This is a genomic window from Brotaphodocola sp. (genome assembly GCF_983179755.1).
Genome location: NZ_CFAHBC010000028.1, coordinates 17,428 through 39,099, shown reverse-complemented (window position 1 = coordinate 39,099; position 21,672 = coordinate 17,428). Strand labels below are relative to the sequence as shown.

Annotated in this window: 15 protein-coding genes and 1 riboswitch; of the genes, 13 read left to right on the top strand and 2 right to left on the bottom strand. The window is 46.7% G+C overall.

The features are described 5' to 3' along the window. Positions 1–391: 391 nt before the first annotated feature. The 8 genes from AC4EVX_RS10240 to AC4EVX_RS10205 all read left to right on the top strand — a co-directional run bounded on the left by AC4EVX_RS10240 (position 392) and on the right by AC4EVX_RS10205 (position 12,423). Positions 392–2,743 (top strand): MBL fold metallo-hydrolase, encoded by a 2,352-nt coding sequence (locus AC4EVX_RS10240; protein ID WP_490160152.1) that lies wholly within the window; start codon positions 392–394, stop codon positions 2,741–2,743. Beyond that, positions 2,744–5,410, top strand: coding sequence for an Hsp70 family protein (locus AC4EVX_RS10235; RefSeq protein ID WP_177977434.1), 2,667 nt, complete (start codon positions 2,744–2,746; stop codon positions 5,408–5,410). Between the two features lie 81 nt (positions 5,411–5,491). After that, a riboswitch (TPP riboswitch) is annotated at positions 5,492–5,597 on the top strand. Between the two features lie 146 nt (positions 5,598–5,743). After that, the gene (locus AC4EVX_RS10230) at positions 5,744–6,517 is read left to right on the top strand and encodes an ABC transporter permease (RefSeq protein WP_490160151.1); all 774 of its coding nucleotides are present in this window, start codon (positions 5,744–5,746) and stop codon (positions 6,515–6,517) included. 117 nt (positions 6,518–6,634) lie between these two features. Then, positions 6,635–7,717, top strand: coding sequence for an ABC transporter substrate-binding protein (locus tag AC4EVX_RS10225; protein WP_490160150.1), 1,083 nt, complete (start codon positions 6,635–6,637; stop codon positions 7,715–7,717). A 22-nt stretch (positions 7,718–7,739) separates the two neighbouring features. After that, the gene (locus AC4EVX_RS10220) at positions 7,740–8,486 is read left to right on the top strand and encodes an ABC transporter ATP-binding protein (RefSeq protein WP_490160149.1); all 747 of its coding nucleotides are present in this window, start codon (positions 7,740–7,742) and stop codon (positions 8,484–8,486) included. After that, on the top strand, positions 8,483–9,289 hold the full coding sequence (locus tag AC4EVX_RS10215) for a TatD family hydrolase (RefSeq protein ID WP_490160148.1): 807 nt from the start codon (positions 8,483–8,485) through the stop codon (positions 9,287–9,289). The genes AC4EVX_RS10220 and AC4EVX_RS10215 overlap by 4 nt, the downstream gene beginning before the upstream one ends. Before the next feature lie 221 nt (positions 9,290–9,510). Continuing rightward, complete coding sequence (locus AC4EVX_RS10210) at positions 9,511–11,028, top strand: HD domain-containing phosphohydrolase (protein ID WP_177977698.1); 1,518 nt, start codon at positions 9,511–9,513, stop codon at positions 11,026–11,028. Between the two features lie 243 nt (positions 11,029–11,271). Then, a complete protein-coding gene (locus AC4EVX_RS10205; protein ID WP_490160147.1) occupies positions 11,272–12,423 on the top strand; it encodes a glycosyltransferase family 4 protein in 1,152 nt (383 codons plus the stop codon). A gap of 200 nt (positions 12,424–12,623) precedes the next feature. Here AC4EVX_RS10205 and AC4EVX_RS10200 read toward each other — a convergent pair whose 3' ends face one another. Further along, positions 12,624–13,658, bottom strand: a complete 1,035-nt coding sequence (locus AC4EVX_RS10200; protein WP_177977700.1) for a substrate-binding domain-containing protein — start codon at positions 13,656–13,658, stop codon at positions 12,624–12,626. A 651-nt stretch (positions 13,659–14,309) separates the two neighbouring features. Between AC4EVX_RS10200 and AC4EVX_RS10195 the strand changes: the two genes are divergently transcribed. The 5 genes from AC4EVX_RS10195 to AC4EVX_RS10175 all read left to right on the top strand — a co-directional run bounded on the left by AC4EVX_RS10195 (position 14,310) and on the right by AC4EVX_RS10175 (position 20,240). Next, positions 14,310–16,547, top strand: coding sequence for a PTS transporter subunit IIBC (locus AC4EVX_RS10195; RefSeq protein WP_490160146.1), 2,238 nt, complete (start codon positions 14,310–14,312; stop codon positions 16,545–16,547). A 285-nt stretch (positions 16,548–16,832) separates the two neighbouring features. Further along, a complete protein-coding gene (locus AC4EVX_RS10190) occupies positions 16,833–17,459 on the top strand; it encodes an endonuclease/exonuclease/phosphatase family protein (protein ID WP_490160145.1) in 627 nt (208 codons plus the stop codon). Positions 17,460–17,552: 93 nt separating this feature from the next. Beyond that, entirely contained in the window at positions 17,553–17,690 is a 138-nt protein-coding gene (locus AC4EVX_RS10185) for a hypothetical protein (protein WP_490160144.1), read from the top strand. A gap of 73 nt (positions 17,691–17,763) precedes the next feature. Further along, positions 17,764–19,323 carry a 4-alpha-glucanotransferase gene (malQ, locus tag AC4EVX_RS10180; RefSeq protein WP_308451633.1) on the top strand — a complete coding sequence of 520 codons (1,560 nt, stop codon included), beginning with the start codon at positions 17,764–17,766 and terminating at the stop codon, positions 19,321–19,323. A gap of 365 nt (positions 19,324–19,688) precedes the next feature. After that, a complete protein-coding gene (locus AC4EVX_RS10175; RefSeq protein WP_177977704.1) occupies positions 19,689–20,240 on the top strand; it encodes a beta-class carbonic anhydrase in 552 nt (183 codons plus the stop codon). An 18-nt stretch (positions 20,241–20,258) separates the two neighbouring features. On the opposite strand, the gene AC4EVX_RS10170 is transcribed toward AC4EVX_RS10175, so the two are convergent. Beyond that, complete coding sequence (locus AC4EVX_RS10170; RefSeq protein ID WP_490160143.1) at positions 20,259–21,623, bottom strand: AraC family transcriptional regulator; 1,365 nt, start codon at positions 21,621–21,623, stop codon at positions 20,259–20,261. Between the last annotated feature and the right edge of the window lie 49 nt (positions 21,624–21,672).

Genomic DNA, 21,672 nt, shown 5'->3' with positions numbered 1-21,672 from the left:
GTGTGGAGCTGACTGTCACTAATAGGTCGAGGGCTTAACCAAGACGGTTTAGGAGAAATACAGAAAACGGATGATTCAATGTGCAGTTTTGAAGGTATATGAATAAGAGATATAATAAATACAAAGAAACTGTGTTCCATTTTTGGAATGCAGTTTCTTTGTATTTTTTAAACATTCATTTATTATCCATTTATTCCAGACATTCAAATATTTCTTTCAATCAATAATATTCACACAAATCGTTACAAAAACTTCAGGATCGTGTATAATACTGTTAAACGCTTTTTTATATGTGCCTTGGCACATTCTTTTTCGTAGGATGGGAGGTTTGAAACATTCTTTCCTGTCATAATTGAGAATAGTTCAGAATGAAATGGAAGTGAAAGAACCTATGAGTGATTATTTGATTCCGCTCGGAGGCGGAGATGAGGTGGGAGCGTCTTCCTATTTTCTTTTTATAGATGGAATTCGGATTTTGCTTGACTGTGGGGCACGCCTGCAACGCCCCGATATCGAGGAACTCTATCCGGATTATGAGCGTCTTTTGCAGGAAGTATCGGATTACTCCGATCTGGATCTCATCTTGATCAGCCATGCCCATTATGACCATATCGGTTCTTTTGCTAAGATTGCCACACTGGCGCCACATGCGGAGATTCTGGCGACTCAGGACACGAAGCATCTGATCGAGGTGCAACTTCTGGAGTTTGGAAGAATTTCGGGGAGAGAGGAGTCCGAGCGGGTAAAGAATGAACGGTATCGTCAGGCACAAACACTGTTGTCGCGGATTCAGGTCAGACCGGTCATGAAGACATTCCAGATGAAGGGGTGCAAGATCACCCTCTTGCCGGCGGGACATATGATCGGTGCCGTGATGATTTATTTGGAGACGGAGAGCCACCGGATTCTCTACTCCGGAGATTTCAGTGTCAAGACGAGGTTCGGACTCAACGGAATGAGGATTCCAGGTGGGATTTTCCCGAAAGTCCTTCTCTTAAATGCCCCAAATACATATCTTGATGCCGATGAGTGGCAGAAAGAGCTCATACTCGTGCAAAGTGCACAGCGTGAGGGGGCTGGGTTTACAGAGGGCGCAGAGCAAAGTGGACTGGAGCCCATTATCAAGAGAAACTTAGCTCAGAATAAACGGGTCTATCTGATTTCAAAGAGCATTCCCAAGAATCTCGATCTCTTGTATTTCTTGAACGAGGTATTTCCGGATACGCCCGTATTTTTAGAGCCAAAGAGCAGGAAGATTGCGGATACGCTTGCAGACATGGGCTATTTTGTTTATGGGAATCATATCCAGTCCGATCAGGAAATTCCAGAAAATCAGGGCGGATACATCGTTGTCGGTCAGGACTCCGCAAGAGAGGGCTGTGTCTCGGTTTTATTTGATCTGTACAGTTTGCATGCAGGACCGGCAGAAATATATCGGTTTGCAGAAAATCTGGGAGTCGAGCAGATCTATTTGCTTCATGTGTATCCGAGGTTTCGGAAAAAGTCGCTGGGGGATGTCATGAAAGAAAATCATCCGAATCTCTCTGTGACTCAGGCAAAGAATGGGTTTAAATATTATATAAAGAGGGAGAAAGCTATGAAATATGATCAGATATTTCAGGATGTGATGCAGAAAGAACTTTCAAAGGCACAGGAATTGCAGGAGGACCCTTCCACAGCAACGATCCGCGCAAAGCTGATGGGTGAGTGGGTCGCAGTCTATGGAAGTCTTCGTTATCCAAACTGCCATCCGAGAGATGCCTACCGGATGAGTCAGGAGGTTTTGAAAGAAAACAGGGTTTCGTATGAGACATATATGGAAGCACTCGAAAGTGTCAATCTGGATCAGGAAGAAAGACGTAAATATATTCTTGGAATTGTGGAACAGGGAATCTCTTGGCTTAAGCAGGCTTTAGACGGAGATCGCGAAGCGATGCAGAAGTATGCAGAATTTACGGAAAATCTGGAACGGAGAGACAGAAAAAATCACAAAATCTTTTTCCTTGGAAAATACGTGGTGATTTTCCTGGTTATGATTGATCCGGATCTGAAAAATGAAACATACAGTCCGATCTTATATACATTTCGGTCGAGATACTGCGATCGTCTTCTTCGCAACATTCGTGGTGCGTTGTTTGAGCAGTATGGAATGAAGAGACAAAAAAAGAGTGCGAGGGATGTTCTCAGGCAGACGGAGCGTGTGCTGACCGAGTCCTCTGAGGCGGTTGCCGAATACCAGTCGGGGAATGAACTTGAACAGCTTCGCTTTATGAAGGACAATTACAAGAATTCTCTCGAGCTTGTGCAGGCAATGTTTGATGAGTTGAATGAGACGATTGATGAGGCGACAGAGGATGCAAAGAATACGGCGATCGCCTCGTTCTATTCGATGATGAATTCTGAAAAATATGGTCATCTCTTAGACAGTATGGAGATGGTTGAGAAGAGACTCACGACGCTCAAGGAGCAGAAGGTAAAGACTCCGCCCCAGCTTCTCCCGCTCACGATCGTGTTTAAGCAGATGCTTCGGTTCATCAAGGATTGCGGAGTGACACCGATTGACTGCACAGGACGAGAGTTTGAGACGGAAGTCGAGGGACTTGCGGAATATACCTATATTGGAGAGTCTTACACGGAGCTGAATCAGAAGAAGACGGTTGTGGTGGAACATCCGGGATGGAAGTTTGGATCTACGGTGATTTCCCTGCCGACGGTGAGGGAGAAGGAAGAGGAGGTGGAGTAAATGTCAGAAATGTACACAGCGATTGATCTCGGAACGACAAACTCCGTGATCGCATACGCCAATATTGTTCGGGATAAAATGAAGCCGGTTGTCCTGAATCTGGAGAGAAAAAATGATACGGGAAGCACATCGAGGGCACCTCTGCTCCCTTCTGTTGTCTTTTATTATAAGAATCAGGAAGGCAAGATTGTCACCGATGTCGGCGATTATGCGAAGAGTCGATACGGGACGAGAGCCGGATATGTGTGCAAGTCTGTGAAGTCGCTGATGGGAGTCAGTGATCAGGTCAATCTTGCGGATGAGATCCCGGACAAGATTCCGGCAGATGTGTCCGCCCGGATTCTCTCTTACATGATCAATGTCGCAAAAAAGCGACTGTTTCAGGAAGAAATCCGCGATGTCGTGATCACCGTTCCGGCATCGTTTGATTCCGATCAGTGTCAGGCGACGATCGATGCGGCGAGAAAAGCAGGAATCAATGTTGAAAATATGCATGAAATTCTGCTGTATGAGCCGAAGGCAGTCATCTATGATTTTATGCGGATGCAGGAAGATGGCGAGATTCCGTCGGATTTGCTCTCCCTTGAGACAGAGAAAAATGTCATGGTCTTTGATCTCGGCGGAGGAACTCTCGATGTGACGCTTCACAGAGTCAGCAGTACCCCGGAGGGCTTGATTGACATTCGAGATCTTGCGATCAGCCGTTATACGCTTCTCGGCGGAGACAATTTCGATGAGCTTCTCGCGGAGGATATGCTCAAGAGATTTCAGGAAATGTATGAGATTGTCGTTCCGACCAAGCGCAGGGAAGAGGTGATGTGCAAGCTCAGAAAGCTGGCGGAAGAGCTGAAAGTAAAGATTTCAATGGCATATGATGACGCAGACATGTCAGGCGTACAGCTTCCGGATGATTACAGCGAGGAAGTCATGGACATCAATCTCTACGACGCGTACTCGTTTGAGACGACCTACACAAAGGCGGAGATGGAGAGCATCCTTGCGCCTTTGATGGGATATGCATATAAGATGGAGGATGTCGGAAGAATTCAGAAGATGGATGAGCGCGATGTCAATAACATCATTTATCCGATTCTCGATGTGCTCGACAAGGCCGGAAAAGGAGTGAAGATTGACGCGGTTATTTTAAACGGTGGAATGACGAAATGCTATCTGATTCGCCAGAGACTGAAAGAATTTTTCGGATTTGAACCGCTTGCGACGAGTGATCCGGATCTCGCAGTTGCGCGAGGAGCTGTCTATTATCATTATTGCCTTCACAAATACCATGTACAGAGAATTGGGGCAAAGAACAATGGAAATCAGACGCTCACAGCGACTGCGGAATCAGTTGGAAATCCGATGCAGGAAAATCGTGAGACAAACACACCTGTTTTCCATACCGGAACGATTTTAAATGACTCAATCAATCTCGGTCTGAGAAATGAGTATGTCAGTCTGTTGATTCCTGCCGGAACTCAACTGCCCTATCGATCAGAAGAAATTAGGGATTGCTATAAACTCGACAAGACGACAGATGCGATTGGAATTGAGCTTTACCTTGGAAGGGGAACGACAAAGAATCTTCCGAACCGGCGCATTGCGACGAGAGTTGTGAAATTTCAGAATCCTTATCCGGCCAACACGCCGATCAGTTTCCAGATTTATATCAATTCAATGAGAATGATGACGATGGAGGCATGGATCACCGACCGCCCGAAGACAAAGACGATCATGGAGATGGACATGGCATCCTTGAAGACAACGGCGAAAAGTGCACGGGGAATCAGTGCGATCGGCAAGATGAAGCTCAATGCAAAGAGTGAGCTAAACGGTCTCAAACTTCTCGCAGAGAAGAATGAGAGACTTGGATTTAAACTTAACGGAGAGGTCAAGAAAGCCTTGGAGGCGATTGGACAGGCATCCAATCCAGAAGACTTTTTTGAGCCGTGCATGGATCTGATCAATTCCTGCAATCAGGCCGATTTGATGGTGGGTTACGTCTACGCAATCGGAATTTTGCTCAGGGACGGTTGGAGCGAGTCGCAGAAAAGAACGATTTTGCAGAGGGCAAAACAGCATTTCAATCCCTATGCAACCGCAATCAGGCAGTCAAGTTATGTTTTAAGAAATGCGCTCGAAATGATTGCGTCTATGGACCCGAATTTCGTTGATTTTTATGTTGAATATATGACGAAGATGCCGGGAGAGGCGGAGTATCAGAAACTTGCGATTTTCCAGTTTGTGCTCCGATATGAAAAGGATGATGCAAAAATTGCAAACTTCTTTGAGCACTTTTTCCGAATGGCGGACATGAACAAATGGGTGGCAAATCTGATGATTCAGCGTTACGGAAGAGGAACCGAGAAAGAAAATCAGCAGAAATTTGCAAAATTTGTGAAAAATCTATCTGCGGGTCTTCGCACAAAGGAGAGGGAGCTGGTACAGGATTATGCGGTGCTGGTAATTGCAGAGCTTTGTAGCAGGAACGGAGAGAACCCACTGCAAAACGATAAGTACACCGTTAAACCGGTATGGCAGGCTGTGAAAACGTATCTTGCCGGGGATGAGCGGACAGATTTTGTTTCGGCGGTGGAGAAGATCTGGAATGATGAAGAACTCAACGAAAAGGAGATCCAGGCGACTGGCGCAATCTTCAAGGCGGGATGAGGTGCGCATTTGTCATTGTCATTGCCAAAAAGATGTGCTATAATTAACGGGCGCAAAAAGAAAAATAAGAGTGATGAATATAAATACAAAAAGGGGAGTCTGCATACAGGCTGAGAGGAAATAAAGGATTTTGACCCATGACCTGATCTGGATCATGCCAGCGTAGGAAAATAAGAAGAATAAAGAAATCTGGAAATAATAGGATTCTGATCGTTCTAAGAAAAACCGCTGTCCCGTGATGGCGGTTTTTCTGTTTTATATTTTTCTGTTTTTTGATATTTCGTTGTGGTGACGCATCTGTTGAGAAAATAAAAGGGAGTGTTGTGGACAAAGATGAAAAATACAAGAGAAAAACTCACGCCGGTTTTTTTTATTCTGGCGGTGTTGGTGTTCTGGGAGGGAGCGGTTCGGGTACTTCAGATTCCGCTCTACGTCCTGCCATCGCCGATTGCAGTGGTTCAGGCGCTGATTTCAGAGAGTTCAGAGCTTTGCGGACATGCACTCGTGACGACGGGGGAGGCACTTCTCGGAATTGTGATTGCCTTTGTGTTGTCACTGGTGCTTGGAACTTTGATGGATTCGTTTCCGGCGATTCGGGGCAGTCTCTATCCGATCCTTGTTGTGACACAGACGGTTCCGATGATTGTGATGGCGCCGATTCTGATCATTTATATGGGATTTGGAATGGCACCGAAGATTTTGACGGTTGTGCTGATGTGCTTTTTCCCGGTTGCTGTCAGCTTTGCGGATGGTCTGGCGCGGGTGAATGAGGAGTATGTCCATCTTGTACGCTCTTACGGGGCAGGAAAGTGGAAGGCATACTGGCTCGTGAAGATTCCGGCCGCAATTCCGGAGCTTCTTTCTGGAATGAAGGTGGCAGCGACATACAGCATCAGCGGTGCAGTGGTCGGAGAGTGGCTTGGTTCCCAGAAAGGACTTGGATATTATTTGCTCCGCGTAAAAAACAGCTATATGCTCGACAAAGTTTTTGCGTGCGTGGTCTTTATCATTGTGCTGAGTCTGTGCATGAATGGACTTACGCGCCTGATTGCCTGGGTGACAATGCCGTATGAGCGAAAGAAAACAGGAGTCAGAGCCGGAAAATAAAGAGTTGGGAAAATTTCTAAGAGATCAAGCGCTCAAAATCAGAGCAGGATCAAAAATATGCAGAAATGCAAAAAACAGAAACACAGAAAACAGAAACGCAGAAAAGAGGAGAACATTATGAGAAAAACATGGAAAACAGCAGGAAGTATGCTGATGGCAGTTGCTTTGCTGACGGCAAGCCTTTCAGGATGTGGCGCATCAAATGAGACGGGTGAGACGAAGACTTCGGAGTCTGCAAGTGCAGAGTCTGCCGAGGAGAGCAAGGCAGAGGCTTCCAGCGTTTCTTCAGATGCCGGCGAGAAAGAAGATGTGACAGTGATTCTTGACTATGTGGCAAACACAAACCACACGGGCATGTATGTCGCACTGGATCAGGGATATTATGAGGAAGAGGGATTAAACGTCAACATCGTGGAGCCGACTGAGGGTGCAACTGCTACACTTGTCGCTGTTGGAAAGGGAGATTTCGGCATCAGCTATCAGGAGGATGTGACTGTGGCACTGACTTCCAAGGAAGCTCTTCCGATCAAGGCAATTGCGACACTGATTCAGCACAATACTTCCGGCTTTGTGACCTACGCAGACAAGGAGATTACCTCACCGAGGGACTTTGAGGGAAAGACTTATGCAGGTTGGGGCGGTCCTGGAGAGGAAGCTGTCCTGAAAGCAGTGATGACGCAGGCTGGTGCAGATTTTTCCAAGTTAAACATGGTAATCTCTGACGGTTCCGGCTTTGAGGCACTGAAAGATAAGGTGGACATCATGTGGTTTTTTGAAGGCTGGGATAATGTAAAGTGTAAGCTCAATGATTTCCCGATCAACTATATGGAGCTTCGCCAGCTTGATGAGCGTCTTGACTATTACACTCCGGTTATCATCGCAAACGACGATACACTGAAAAATAAGCCGGAAATGGTGAAAAAATTCCTCTCGGCGACCGAGAAGGGTTACCGCTATGCGATTGAGAATCCGGATGAGAGTGCAGAGATTCTTCAGAAGTATGCACCGGATTATGATCTTGAGATGCTGAAGATGTCTCAGGAGTATCTGTCTGGAAAGTATATGGAGGATACCGACCGTTGGGGCGAGATGAAGGACAGCGTGTGGGATAACTATACCGATTTTATGGCAGAGTATGGTGTGATTGATCACAAGATTCCAGCTGGAGATTGCTACACAAACGAGTTTCTTCCGGAGTAAGGAAGATGAGCAGGAGGACGCAATGAGAAAACTGGAAGTATCCGGACTGGTATTTTCCTATGAGAATCGAAAAATTTTGAATCAGCTTGATTTTTCTGTCGAGGAGGGCGAGTTTATGAGCATTCTCGGTCCCTCCGGTTGCGGAAAGTCGACGCTCTTGAAACTGATGACGGGGGTGCTTGCTCCGGAAAGCGGAGAAATCCGGGTGGATGGAGAGTCGATTCAGGGAATTACCGAACATTTTGCCTACATGCCACAAAATGACCTTCTGTTCCCTTGGAAGACAATTTTGGAAAATGTCTGTCTCTATGGACGAATTCATGGAACCTCAGCTCAGGTGAAGCAGGAGGCAGAGCGTCAGATCGAGGCGTTTGGTTTGAGAGGCTATGAGAATGAGTATCCGTCTGCACTTTCCGGTGGAATGCGCCAGAGAGCTGCCTTCCTTCGGACGCTTCTGTGCCATGCGGACATCCTGCTTCTTGATGAGCCGTTTGGCGCGCTCGATGTCATCACGCGCGGAGAGATGCAGGACTGGCTTCTTGGTGTCCGAAAAAAGATGAACCGCACCGTGCTTCTCGTGACACACGATATGGATGAGGCGATTTATCTGTCCGACCGGATTCTGATTCTCGATCGCAAGTCAGGGAGGGTTCGACGGGAACTTTGCATCACCGAAAAAAATCGCTCCCGTGACTGGCTCTATCAGCAGGGAGATCTGCGCAGGGAGATTTATCAGGAGATCATGGGTGAGAGGAATGCAAAGGGATGAGAGCAGATGAGGAAAAGAACAACGAGTTGAGCTATGCGGATGCACATGCCCATGTTCCAACGATGCAGGAGGCCTGTCAGAGAATAGAGAACCGGATTCTTACGCTGGCATCTGCGGGAACTCCGGCTGAGGCACAGTGCCTGACAGAGTTTTGCAAAATTCCGGGTGCAGAGGGCGTGTTGATTCCAACATTCGGGCTTCATCCCTGGCACAGTGCGGAGTACTCAGTGCAGGATCTACTCTCATATCTGGAGACTTGCAGGGTCGTCGGGGAGATCGGCATGGACAGCTTATGGTGTGATGTGCCGTTGAAGCGCCAGCGGGAAGTCTTCGAGGAGCAGCTTTTGTTTGCCTGTCAAAAGAAGAAACCGGTTGTGCTTCACACAAAGGATCAGGAGAGGGAGATTGCTGAACTGATCCGCCAGTATCCGAATCAGTATCTTGTGCACTGGTATTCCGCGGATCATGATTTGGAGCGTTATCTCGATCTCGACTGTTTTTTTTCGGTCGGACCGGATGTGATCTGGAATCCGATTGTGCAGGAAGTCGCAAGAGTGGTTCGCCCGGAGCGGATTCTTGTCGAGACAGATGGGATGGAGGCGGTCAAATGGGCGTTTGACGAGGGAGGACGCATCGCCTCAGAGCGTGAAGATGACAGCTTTTTGAACTTGGCGCTGCCGGAATCCGTCAGGGCATCACTCTCGCAGACGATTCAGAAGACCGCAGAGCTTCGGGGCTGTGATCCGGAAGTGTTGAGGGCGCAGAGCGTGAAAAATTTCTCCGATTATCTGCAAGAGACATGATTTCTCTGCATGGAGACGACCGGCTGATTTTACTGTTTGATAGATTCAAGTTGACGATTGTGTCGACTTGAATTTGTATAATGCATAAATGGGAGGGAGAATCTGGAAAGAAGGATGGTCAGTTTTTCTTTTTTGTGATAAAATAGCAGTGAATTTAAGATTCTTGAGAAAGAAAAATTGAGTGATGATAAAAATCTTTTTGTGCAGAGGAAAAGGTAGAAATGAGGAAGGAGATAAGGAAGGAAAGAGTTCTGTTGGTGGACGATTCGCAGTTAAATCGGGCAATGCTAGCAGAAATTCTGGCGGGACAATTTGAAATTCTTGAAGCGGGAAACGGAGCGGAGGCGTTGAAGCTGATCCAAAAATATGAAACCGGAATCTCCTTAATTCTCTTGGATATTATGATGCCGGTGATGGATGGATTTGAATTGCTGGCGATTATGAACAAGAACCATTGGATTGAAAATATTCCGGTTATTATGATTTCCGCAGAGAATGGATCCGCCTATGTGGATTGGGCTTATGAACTTGGAGCGACCGATTACATCAGCCGACCATTTGATGCGAAGGTGGTGCAGAGGCGTGCCCAGAATACGATTATGCTCTACGCCAAGCAGAAGCATCTGATCGGTCTTGTGACGGATCAGGTCTATGACCGGGTGAAGGGCAACTGGATCCTGGTCAGCATTCTCAGCCATATCGTTGAATTTAGAAATGGCGAGAGTGGACTTCATGTGATGCATATCAATTCAATCACGGGAATTTTATTGGAATGTCTGGCGAAAAAGACGGACCAGTATGGACTTTCGTGGATGGATCGTTTGATGATTACGCTTGCGTCGTCGCTTCATGATATCGGAAAGATCGGAATTGATGATAAAATTTTAAATAAACCGGGAAAGCTGACAAAAGAAGAGTATGAGATCATGAAGACGCACGCGGAGATTGGTGCGTCGATGCTGAGTCAGATTGATTTCTATAAGAATGAGAAGCTTGTAAAGGTCGCACATGAGATTTGCAGGTGGCATCATGAGCGCTATGACGGGAAGGGGTATCCGGACGGCTTAAAAGGTGAGGAGATCCCGATTTCCGCTCAGGTCGTTGCGCTTGCAGATGTGTACGATGCCCTTGTGAGTGAGCGTGTTTACAAGCCTGCCTATTCCCACAAGCAGGCGGTTCAGATGATTTTAAATGGGGAGTGCGGAGCATTCAATCCCCTGCTTCTCGAATGTCTTGTGGAATCTCAGGATCGTATCACAAAGGAACTGGAACTGCGTTCTGTCGGTGACCAGAATGTTCGTCAGATGAGAAATGTTGCGGATGAGTTGCTTCAGAGACCGGAGTTCTCGATTGCGGAGCGAACCCAGCAGCAGCTTGAGTATGAGAGAATGAAGGACAAGTTCTATTCGTCACTCTCGAAGGAGATCCGTTACGAGTACACGACTCAGCCGATGATGCTGACGTTTTCGGAGTGGGGCGCAAAGACACTTGGGATTGATGAGGTGACGCTCGAGCCAGAAAAGAATGAGAAGCTGCTGGAAGCATTTCCGTTGGAGGAGATCGAACGGCTCAAGGAGAGTTTATTTAAGACGACACCGGAAAATCCGGAGGTTGAGAACACTTATCGGATCCGGATTGATGGAAAGTTTCGGGATTGCAGGATTGTCAGCAGGGTGATCTGGTCGAATGAGGCTTTGCCACAGTGCAACGGAAGCATTGGCAGAATTCTGATAGAATAGGAAAATAGGAAGTAAACACATAATTATCTGAAAAAACACTCGAGATCTCGCAGATGTGATTGACAGCATATAAAGATAGTGTTAATGTTTTTCTTATATAACAGTAAAAAACAGAGAATTCAGAAAACATAGAAATAAAGTGAAGAGTAGAAATGGAACCCGGATCAGAGCGATTCGATACAGAAGAATAATCGGAAATAGAATGATCCGGTATAGAATCTATATGGAAACAGGGGGACAAGTATGAAAATAGCAATGCTTGGTCATAAGAGAATCCCGTCGAGAGAAGGAGGAATTGAGACCGTTGTCACAGAGCTTGCGGTTAGAATGGAAAGACGGGGAAATCAGGTAGAGGCCTACAATCGTTGGGAGCCTTTCAATAAGGATCTTCCAAAGATCCCAAAAGAGTATAAGAATGTGAGGCTTCATAAGATTCTGACTTCGCATAAGTCTTCTTTAAATGCATTTATTTATTCTGTTCTGGCGACAGGCAGGGCTCTTTTTGGCGGGCACGATGTGCTCCATTATCATGCAGAGGGAAGCTGTGCGATGATCTGGCTGCCGAAACTTTTTAAGATTCCGGTTGTGGCAACAATCCATGGATTAGACTGGAAGCGTGCCAAGAGGGGCAAATTCGCGACGAAGTATCTGCTCTTTGGCGAGCGTGTCGCAGCGCGTCATGCCGATGAGATCATTGTGCTTTCCAAGGATATGCAGCACTATTTTTTGGAGACTTATGGGAGAAAAACACATTATCTGAATAATGGAATTCAGGTGAATGATCCGGTTGCCCCGGATAAGATCCGAAAATTTGGCTTAAAAGAACAAAATTATATCCTGTATCTCGGAAGAATTGTTCCGGAGAAGGGAATCCACTATCTGATTGAGGCATTCTGTGGAATTGACACAGATGTCAAGCTCGTCATCGCGGGAAATGCGGACAAGACGAACCCTTACGCTATGTCGATCTGTGAGAAGGCAGAGAAGGATGATCGGATTATTATGCCTGGATTTGTTGAGGGACAAATGCTTGAGGAACTTTACAGCAACTGCATTGCCTATGTGCTTCCGAGTGATGTCGAGGGAATGGCGATCACGATGCTTGAGGCGATGAGCTACGGCGCACATTGTATTTTCAGTGATATTCCGGAGAACAGGGAGGTCGCCGGAGATTATGCCCGATATTTTCCTGTCGGAGATGTGAAGGCACTTCGCGAGCGTTTAAAACTTGCAATTTCCCTTCGTGAGTCTGAGAAGAATGCGGATGGAGAGCGAGAGATTGCCTACATCAAGGAGAAATTTGGCTGGGAGCCGGTTGTGGACAGCACGCTGGATATCTATAATCTTGCGATCCGTAAGGTGAGAATGTGCACAGTGTCAAAAAAAATGGGATGAGATGAACGAAGAAAAATCCGGGTTGCCGGAATAGAACAGAAAACGGAAATAAAAAAACTCCTGTGATCGGAAGACAATTTGGAAGAGAAGACAATCGAAATTCCAAATCTGTATCGGATCACAGGAGCTTTTCTGTTTTACAGTTGTTTTGTGATCTGAAAAGCGAAGAAGCAAAGAAGCTACATTTGGCGTATCTGTTTTTATGGATTTACAGCTTTGGGGCTTGCACAGCTGTCGCGCTCAACAATGTGATGTGGGACGAGAATCTTTGTTGCAAGCAGATTCGGGTTTTCGATGTGGTTGATCATCTGGGATGCCGACTCAATACCGAGCTGGAAGGAGTTGATGTCCACCGATGTCAGCTGGGGCGAGGTCAGGCGCGCGAACAAGGAATTGTTGAACGAGATGATCGAGAGGTCATCGGGGATGGACAGACCGATCTCAAGGCAGACGCGCTCTAAGGCAACGGCAAGGATGTCGTCACTCACGACGAGAGCAGTCGGACGATCCGGGCGCTTGAGAAGTTCAAGAAGGGGCTGACGATCTTCTTCATTCGCAGATTTCATCTCGATGCAGTAAGTGGAATTTAACGGGATCTGGTGGCGAAGCAGGGCATTTTCATAGCCGGTGCGTCGGTCAGAGGAAAACATCATGGTACTGTCGCTACCGATATAGCCAATCTTTCTGTGACCGAGCTGATAGAGATATTCGGTCGCGTCCTGACCGGCGAGTAGGTTGTCATTGTCAATATAGATCGTCTGGTTGGTAAACTGATAGGCTTTTCCGATCAGAACATAGAGCAGACCCTCATTGTAGAGGAAATCTGTGACAGGATCCTGACGCATCGAATAAAGCACAATAAAGCCGTCGACCTGTCCACTGCGCGTCATCGAGCGAATCGCCTGAAGTATTTCCTCCGTGCTGTCTCCGGTGATGATTGTGTTGATATATTGTCTCTGGTTGCAAAACTGGCTGATTCCGCGGATTGCTTCGAGGTAAAACGAGTTTTCATAGGCTTCCCTTACGGATGGTGGGAGAATGATCCCAATCGTGCGGGAATTCTGTGTGGCAAGGTTGCTCGCCTGAAAATTCGGCTCATAGCCGAGCTCACTCATTGCTTTGCGAACCTTTTCCTTTGTCTCCGCACTGATGGATGGGTTATTCTTGCAGGTGCGGGAGACGGTCGAAGGGGACACGCCTGCCAGAGCTGCAACATCTTTGATTGTAACTGCCATAATCAAGAACCTCCGGTTTCTTTTTCTTTCTTTTAATTGGATCCTTGCTTTTGATCCATCATTTCTTCATTTCTGATCTTTTTATTTCTTTGCTATGATTATTTCTGTTATTTTTAATTCTTTTATTTTTGTTTTGATTTGATTCGTTCTATTTTTAATTCTTCTATTTTATTTTCCTATGTTTTCTCTGTCTATTTCGGATTCTGATCTTTATTTTAGAGGAAAATTGCAGAATTGTCAATTTGTGTTTGCGTGAAAATTGCATGCATGAAAAATGCATTTGCATAAAGCACGCAGGAGCTTGTTTGAAACAGCCTTTTGATATATGGGAAAAGTGCATAAAAACCGTGCGGAAAATTGTGAAAAACGTGGAAAATAAAAAATGAGTGAAGAAAATACTTGAAAAATCTGTGCAAACGCATTATATTTAATGCAAGCGGTTGCATAAAACAAGCGCAACAACATGCACGGGCAGAGAGAATGAGTAGACAAAAGTGATTGCGAATTGCGCAAATGCAGATCGAGTCAGTGCAGGGAAACTTGCAGAGACGAGAACGGTGAACCGCAAAGAAAGATTGAGACAGCAATAGGGGACAGCAGGGGGAGCGTCAGGTAAAAGAAATTCAATGTATGTATGAGGGAGGTTACAAAATGGAGAACAGAGAAGAATTCTGTACGGGAATCCGGATTTTATCTCCGGTGACAGGAAAAGCAATTCCGCTTGAGCAGGTCGATGATCCGGTATTTTCACAGAAAGTAATCGGAGATGGAATGGCGGTCATTCCGTCAAATGGAACGATTGTGAGTCCGGTGGATGCAGAGGTGGTATCCGTTGCAGAGACTAAGCATGCATTTGGTCTGAAAACAGAGGATGGACTTGAGCTTCTGATTCATGTGGGACTTGAGACGGTATCCTTAAAGGGAGAGTGTTTTGAGGTATTTGTGAAACCGGGAGACAAGGTGAAAGCCGGACAGAAGCTCGCAAAAGTTGATCTGGAATTTTTGAAAGAGAAAAACATCAGCGCAGTGACACCGGTTCTGGTCTGCGGAGGAATGGAAGGAAAGAGCTTAAACTACGGCGAGGGTGAGATGAAAGCAGGAGAGAGCGTACTTCTCACGGTTCTTGAGAGATGTGAGCAGGCGGGCACACAGGCAGAAGCCGACAATGCAGGCAAGTCTGTAAATGCAGATAAGTCCGAAAATGGAGACAAGGCAGAAGCAAAGGTATCCAAGAAACCGGCAATCAACTTTGATTTCCTTCAGAAACTCGGCAAGGTGCTGATGACGGTTATCGCGGTTATGCCGGCAGCGGGACTGATGATCAGCCTTGGAAAGCTGGTTCAGATGGCAGGCGCAGATGTTTCGATGATCGGAACGATCGGAAGCACGATGGAGAATATCGGATGGGCAGTTATCAACAACCTGCACATTCTGTTTGCAATCGCAATCGGCGGCTCCTGGGCAAAGGAGAGAGCAGGCGGTGCATTTGCAGCGATCATCACATTTATCTTGATTAACCAGATCACGGGTTCCATTTTCGGTGTGACCTCTGCAATGCTCAGTGACGCAGATGCTGTGACGCACACGCTTTTTGGAAAAGAGATTCTCGTAAACGGATATTTCACCTCGGTTCTCGGAGCACCGGCATTGAATATGGGTGTGTTTGTCGGTATTATTTCCGGTTTCGCAGGTGGTGTGATTTATAATAAGTACTACAATTTCCGCAAACTTCCGGACGCACTCGCATTCTTTAACGGTAAGCGTTTTGTGCCGATGGTCTGCATTGCATGGTCGGTTGTGATTTCTCTTGTTCTTGCAGTTGTGTGGCCGGTTGTTCAGTCTGGAATCAATGCATTTGGTGTGTGGATTGCAAATTCTTCCTCCACCTCCCCGATTCTGGCACCGTTTATCTACGGAACTTTGGAGCGTCTCTTACTGCCGTTTGGTCTGCATCACATGCTGACGATTCCGATGAACTACACATCTTTCGGTGGCACTTACACGATCCAGACAGGAATCAACGCAGGAACTCAGGTATTTGGTCAGGACCCGCTCTGGCTTGCATGGGCAACGGATCTGATCAACTTTAAGAATGCAGGCGATATGAATTCCTATATCAACCTTCTGACAACGGTAACTCCGGCTCGTTTCAAGGTTGGACAGATGATCGGTGCAACCGGACTTCTGCTCGGCATCGCACTTGCAATGTACCGCAGAGTTGATCCGGATAAGCGTCAAAATTATCGCTCGATGTTTGTATCTACGGTTCTCGCCGTTTTCTTAACCGGTGTAACCGAACCGCTTGAGTTTATGTTTATGTTCTGTGCTCTTCCGCTCTATGTGGTTTATGCAGTGTTACAGGGATGTGCATTTGCAATGGCAGGAGTGATTCATCTGCGTCTGCATTCGTTCGGAAATCTGGAGTTCCTGACCCGTGTGCCGATGTCCTTAAAAGCAGGACTTGCGGGAGATTTGGTTAACTTTGTGATCTGCGTGCTTGTCTTCTTTGTGATTGGATACTTTGTGGCATACTTTATGATTGGCAAGTTTGGATTTGCAACTCCGGGTCGTCTCGGAAATTACACGGATGAGAATGGTGATGAGAGTGCGGATGCATCTGCATCTGCCGGGAACAGCCAGAGTGCAGGTGGAAATGGCAGTCAGGCAGAGCGCATCATCGTTCTTCTCGGAGGTCGTGAGAACATCACACTTGTTGATGCATGCATGACCCGTTTGAGAGTGACGGTGAAAGATCCGAACAAGGTTGCAGATCTTCCGGCATGGAAGGCAGAGGGCGCACTTGGATTGCTCAAGAAGGACAATGGAATTCAGGCAGTATACGGACCGAAGGCAGATGTTCTGAAATCTGATATCAATGATATCTTATAATTCAGAAGCATGCGCCAAGTTGATGCATGCGTCGACTTGAAATTTATAGTTTATAGAATTTATGAAAATTTTTGTGTAAATTTGCTTTGTAGATACATATATTCATTTTGTGGTTCATTTGGAAATTTAGGGTTACTGTTCAGCGGTAGGCACTTTTGGAATCGAAAGTGCTGTAAGATAACGTGCTGGTAGTGGGAATTTGCCGTATTTAAATGCGAAGCCACGGCAAATTCCGTTACTGGGCACGTGCGCGTGAACAGTAACAATTTAGGAGATGACAGGGAAATGAAAATTCTGACACTCAATGCTCATAGTCTGGTAGAACCGGACTATGAGAAAAAGCTGGCGCTGTTTGCACAGGTCGTATGGAGAGAAAAACCGGATATCATGGCATTTCAGGAGGCAAGCCAGAGTTTAGCTGGCTCGCCTCTGCCGGATGAGGAGGCTGTGGGCTACCAGCCGGTTGCCGGATACGAGGGAAGACTTCACAGAGATAATTACGGGGCAAATCTCGCAGGTCTGCTCAAAAACTTCGGTCTCGATTACTTTTGGACCTGGGTTCCGGCAAAACTGGGATACGACATTTACGAGGAGGGACTCGCAATTTTTACGAGGAAACCGGTGATGGAGACGGACCAGTTTACAATCAGCGCCGTTGATGATTATCACAACTGGAAAACGCGGAAGATTGTCGGTCTGAGAAATGAGGATGGCTGGTTTTACAGTGTTCATATGGGCTGGTGGAAGGATGAGGAAGAGCCGTTTTCTGCACAGTGGAAGTGTGTGGCTGAGCGCCTTGCGCGCAAGAAAAATCAGTTAACGGAGAGACAGGGACTGTGGCTGATGGGAGATTTCAACAGCCCGGCTTCTGTGCGAGGAGAGGGATATGATCTGGTTTGCGAGAGCGGATAGTCAGACACCTATCTGCTTGCAAAACACCGGGACAAGGGGAGCACAGCTTCCGGTGGAATTGATGGCTGGAAAGATGGGGAATCGGAGAGCGGAATGCGCATTGATTATATCTGGCATGCAGGGGAGGTTTCGATTGCATCCTCTCAGGTGATCTGTGATGGAAAGAAATATCCGCAGGTGTCTGATCACTGTGGGGTAATGATTGAGACAGAATCTGGCGCACAGGGATAGAAAAAGAAACGATAACAACGATAATAACGATGAATTGAGATCGGGAAAATGAGGAAGAGAGAGGAAGATTAAGGTGAACAGAGGAGCGGGAATTCTTTTATCAATCAGTAGCCTGCCGTCCAAGTATGGAATCGGCTGTTTTTCAAAGAGTGCATATGAGTTTGTAGACTGGCTGAAAAAGGCAGGTCAGAGCTATTGGCAGATTTTGCCACTTGGACCGACGAGCTACGGGGATTCTCCGTATCAGTCTTTCTCCACCTATGCGGGAAATCCGTATTTTATCAGTCTCGAGGAGCTGATTGAGGAAGGATTTCTGACCAAGAAGGAGTGTGCAATTCTCGAGAAGGATGCGGTAGACGGAACAATCAATTATGAGAAGCTGTACAAACACCGTTATCCGGTTCTTCGCAAGGCATATGAGCGCAGTAAGATCAGCGAGAACGAGGAGTACCAGCAGTTTGTGCGCGAACAGTCCTGGTGGCTTTCAGACTATGCGCTGTTCATGGCGGTGAAAGATCGATTTGAGGGAAAGCCGTGGACAGAGTGGGCAGAGGATATTCGCCTTCGCTGGAACAATGCGATGGATTATTATCGCAGAGAGCTGTACTTCGACATTGAATTTCAGCAGTATCTTCAGTTCACGTTTTATAAGCAGTGGATGAAGCTCAAATCCTATGCAAATAGTCAGGGAATCCGCATTATCGGTGATATTCCGATCTATGTGGCAATGGACAGTGCAGATGCATGGGCAAATCCACAGCTCTTCCAGCTCGATGCAGCCAACGTTCCGCTTGCAGTCGCAGGATGCCCGCCAGACGGATTTTCCGCGGATGGACAGCTCTGGGGCAATCCGCTCTACCGCTGGGATTACCATCGCCAGACCGGTTACGCGTGGTGGATTCAGCGTCTGAATTACTGTTTCAAGCTCTATGATGTCGTGAGAATCGATCATTTCAGAGGATTTGATGAGTATTTCTCGATCCCGTATGGAGCAAAATCAGCCGTTGGCGGTCACTGGGAGAAGGGACCGGGAATGGATCTGTTTGCTCGTGTGAGAGAGGCACTTGGAGAAAAAGAAGTGATTGCGGAAGATCTTGGATATGTGACGGATTCCGTGAGAAAACTGGTATCTGACAGTGGATTCCCGGGTATGAAGGTTCTCGAGTTTGCATTTGACTCCCGCGATTCAGGCTGTGCGAATGATTATCTGCCACACAATTACACGGAAAACTGTGTTGCCTACACCGGAACGCATGACAATGAGACGATTGCGGGATGGTTAAACAGCATCACTCCGGCAGAACAGCAACTTGCGAGAGAGTATCTCTGCGACACCTATACGCCAAAGAAATATCTTTATCGCAGTTTCATTGCACTGATTATGCGTTCCCGTGCGTCTCTGTGCGTCATTCCGATGCAGGATTATCTCGGACGGGACAACAAGAGCCGTATGAATCGCCCGTCCACGGTTGGAATCAACTGGAAGTGGCGAGTAAAAGAGGAAGATCTCAGCACTGCGCTTCAGACGGAGATTCGAGGCATTGCAAGACGCTACGGAAGAATTGGCTGGCAGTGGCAGGATGAGCTTGACCAGCCAAAGACTGCGACTGCTGTGGCTTCTGAGGATAACTAATACGAATGCGGTTTATCAGGGCTGTCACGCAGGACTGGATATTTAAAAAGATCCGAGAGAATGCTGATGTGTCCGATATTTTCCAAAATCTGGTCATTCCAGTTCACTTAAGATGAAATGAGATTCCGTTTACTTAAAAAATATTAAGATAGCTGAAAAATCTTGCAAAGTCTCTTCTTTTTGTTTTATAATGTTGCACAAGAAATCCAGCAATTTTGAATGTGTCAGAGCATATCTTTTGTGCATTCTGTTTCAAAAAATCTGCTGAGCTTTCACGGGGTTTGTCCTCTGCGATGGAGTGAGTGGAGCAGAGGATTTGAGGTATGATAACATAACGATTATAATCAGAAAGAGGGGACTTTTTTATGATCGAAGAGATTATGGAGTACAATCACAAATTTGTTGAGAACCGTGGGTATGAGCCGTATCTGACGAGCAAATATCCGGATAAGAAGCTCGCAATTCTGACCTGTATGGATACGCGTCTGATTGAACTGCTTCCGGCAGCTTTAGGAATCAGAAATGGAGATGCCAAGGTGATCAAGAATGCAGGTGGTGTTGTCAACCATCCTTACGGAAGTGCAATGCGAAGCCTTCTCGTTGCAATTCTTGAACTTGGAGTGGAGGAGATCATGGTCATTGGTCATACCGACTGTGGAGTTCAGGGAATGGATGGAGCAGAAATGCTCAAAAAGCTCGTGGAGCGAGGAATCTCTCAGGAGCACATTGACATTATCCGTCACAGCGGAATCGATCTGGAAGACTGGCTCGGTGGATTTGAGTCGGTTGAGGTTTCCGTCAGCGATACCGTTTATGTGCTCCGCAATCACCCGCTTATGCCGAAGAACGTGAAAATCGGCGGATTTATCATGGATTCTGTGACTGGCGAACTTCATCAGTTGGAAGAGCATTGCTAAAAAACTTGTAAAAGTATGTTAAGATAAGGATGATTCAGAGCCCCGAGTTTTCTGGTGAATCATGCTGCGATACTGCTTCGGGGATTGCCCTTGAAATTTCCGAAAAACTCTGGAAAAATAATTTGAATCAAAGAACCCGCATCGAGAGGAGATTTCTCCGACCGGCAGACTTGTCGTGTTTAAGAGAATCAGTGCCTGTCGGATGCGGGTTTTATTTATATAGTCGGTGACGGTCATTCCGGTCTCTTTTCGGAATGCAGTGGAGAGGTGACTTTCCGAGACGGCGCACTGTCTGGCAAGCCAGGAGAGGGAAAGCTCCGTATTGTAGTAAAAGTCAATGTTATTCATGCAGGTCTGGACGAGCTGGGAGTAGGCACGTCTTGAGTAGTTCTGAACAAGAATACAGTATTTGCGAACCATTCCACTTCGGATCTGGTTGAGCTGATCCACAGTCATCGCAGATTCAATCTGAATTGCCAAGGTGCGTGAGAGATTGTCAATGTGGAGTGGATGCACACCGCCGGCTTCTGCCGATTTTCGAAGCAGGGTGTTGAAGGTGAACAGGATATTTTTTCGATCCCGGAGCGGGGAGGAAACGCGAGGACTTAATCGGTAGGAGAGAAAACGCTGACAGCGAAGCATTGCCTCCTGCGTATTTCCGGAAGCGACAGCCTCCATCAGATCGTGTTCTGCCTTGTAGCGATCCTCGATTGCAGTCAGAGCGACATCCGGCTGGCTTGGCAGAGAGTAGTTGTCCTCATCTCGTGTGACAAATCCCCATGCTTTCTCACTAAAGGAGAGTTCGCGAAAGGTGATCGGATTCTCACTGAGTTTTCGCAGGAAGAACATTAGCGTGTGAATCCACAGTTCTCTGGAAGACACAATTGGGATGTAATTGTAAAATTCGATGAGGTCCTGTTGATAGAGCGGATTGATCTTAAGCGTGTTGATGCGTTCTGAGATTTCTGCTGTGCTCAGAGACTGAAAGAGTATTGGTCCGACACAGAGAACCGGAGAAAACGGCTCTGAGCCGGAATTTGAGCTGGAATTCGAGCTGGAAGCGGAAGTATCAATATCAGAAGTATCCGTATCAGAGGAGAAAGTCAAATGACGATCAGAACAGTCGGAACAATCAAAAGAGAGAGACAGACTCTCTGACAGTTCTGGGGGCAGGCGGAAGAGGGAGTAGTTCATCAAAAGCTCATCCTCATAGAGATAGAAGGTATTTTCCTCAAGGTGGGAGCGGAGAAGATCAGCGATCTGATTGTATTGAGGGCTTATATACATGCGCTTGCGAAAACCGAGGTCAACCGACTCGCACTGGGTAGAGGGATCGGTGATCAGGAGGACATGAAGTCCCCAGTGTTCATAGAGCTCGTTCATCAGAGTCAGGATTTCTGCATGTTTTTTTGTGAGTTTTGTTTTTGATTTT

Coding starts and splice junctions, on each gene's coding strand:
- AC4EVX_RS10215 (WP_490160148.1), top strand. CDS start 8,483: ATGAGAGCAGATGAGGAAAAGAACAACGAGTTGAGCTATGCGGATGCA.
- AC4EVX_RS10235 (WP_177977434.1), top strand. CDS start 2,744: ATGTCAGAAATGTACACAGCGATTGATCTCGGAACGACAAACTCCGTG.
- AC4EVX_RS10195 (WP_490160146.1), top strand. CDS start 14,310: ATGGAGAACAGAGAAGAATTCTGTACGGGAATCCGGATTTTATCTCCG.
- AC4EVX_RS10210 (WP_177977698.1), top strand. CDS start 9,511: ATGAGGAAGGAGATAAGGAAGGAAAGAGTTCTGTTGGTGGACGATTCG.
- AC4EVX_RS10185 (WP_490160144.1), top strand. CDS start 17,553: ATGCGCATTGATTATATCTGGCATGCAGGGGAGGTTTCGATTGCATCC.
- AC4EVX_RS10190 (WP_490160145.1), top strand. CDS start 16,833: ATGAAAATTCTGACACTCAATGCTCATAGTCTGGTAGAACCGGACTAT.
- AC4EVX_RS10225 (WP_490160150.1), top strand. CDS start 6,635: ATGAGAAAAACATGGAAAACAGCAGGAAGTATGCTGATGGCAGTTGCT.
- AC4EVX_RS10175 (WP_177977704.1), top strand. CDS start 19,689: ATGATCGAAGAGATTATGGAGTACAATCACAAATTTGTTGAGAACCGT.
- AC4EVX_RS10200 (WP_177977700.1), bottom strand. CDS start 13,658: ATGGCAGTTACAATCAAAGATGTTGCAGCTCTGGCAGGCGTGTCCCCT.
- AC4EVX_RS10220 (WP_490160149.1), top strand. CDS start 7,740: ATGAGAAAACTGGAAGTATCCGGACTGGTATTTTCCTATGAGAATCGA.
- AC4EVX_RS10205 (WP_490160147.1), top strand. CDS start 11,272: ATGAAAATAGCAATGCTTGGTCATAAGAGAATCCCGTCGAGAGAAGGA.
- AC4EVX_RS10240 (WP_490160152.1), top strand. CDS start 392: ATGAGTGATTATTTGATTCCGCTCGGAGGCGGAGATGAGGTGGGAGCG.
- AC4EVX_RS10170 (WP_490160143.1), bottom strand. CDS start 21,623: ATGAACGAGCTCTATGAACACTGGGGACTTCATGTCCTCCTGATCACC.
- AC4EVX_RS10230 (WP_490160151.1), top strand. CDS start 5,744: ATGAAAAATACAAGAGAAAAACTCACGCCGGTTTTTTTTATTCTGGCG.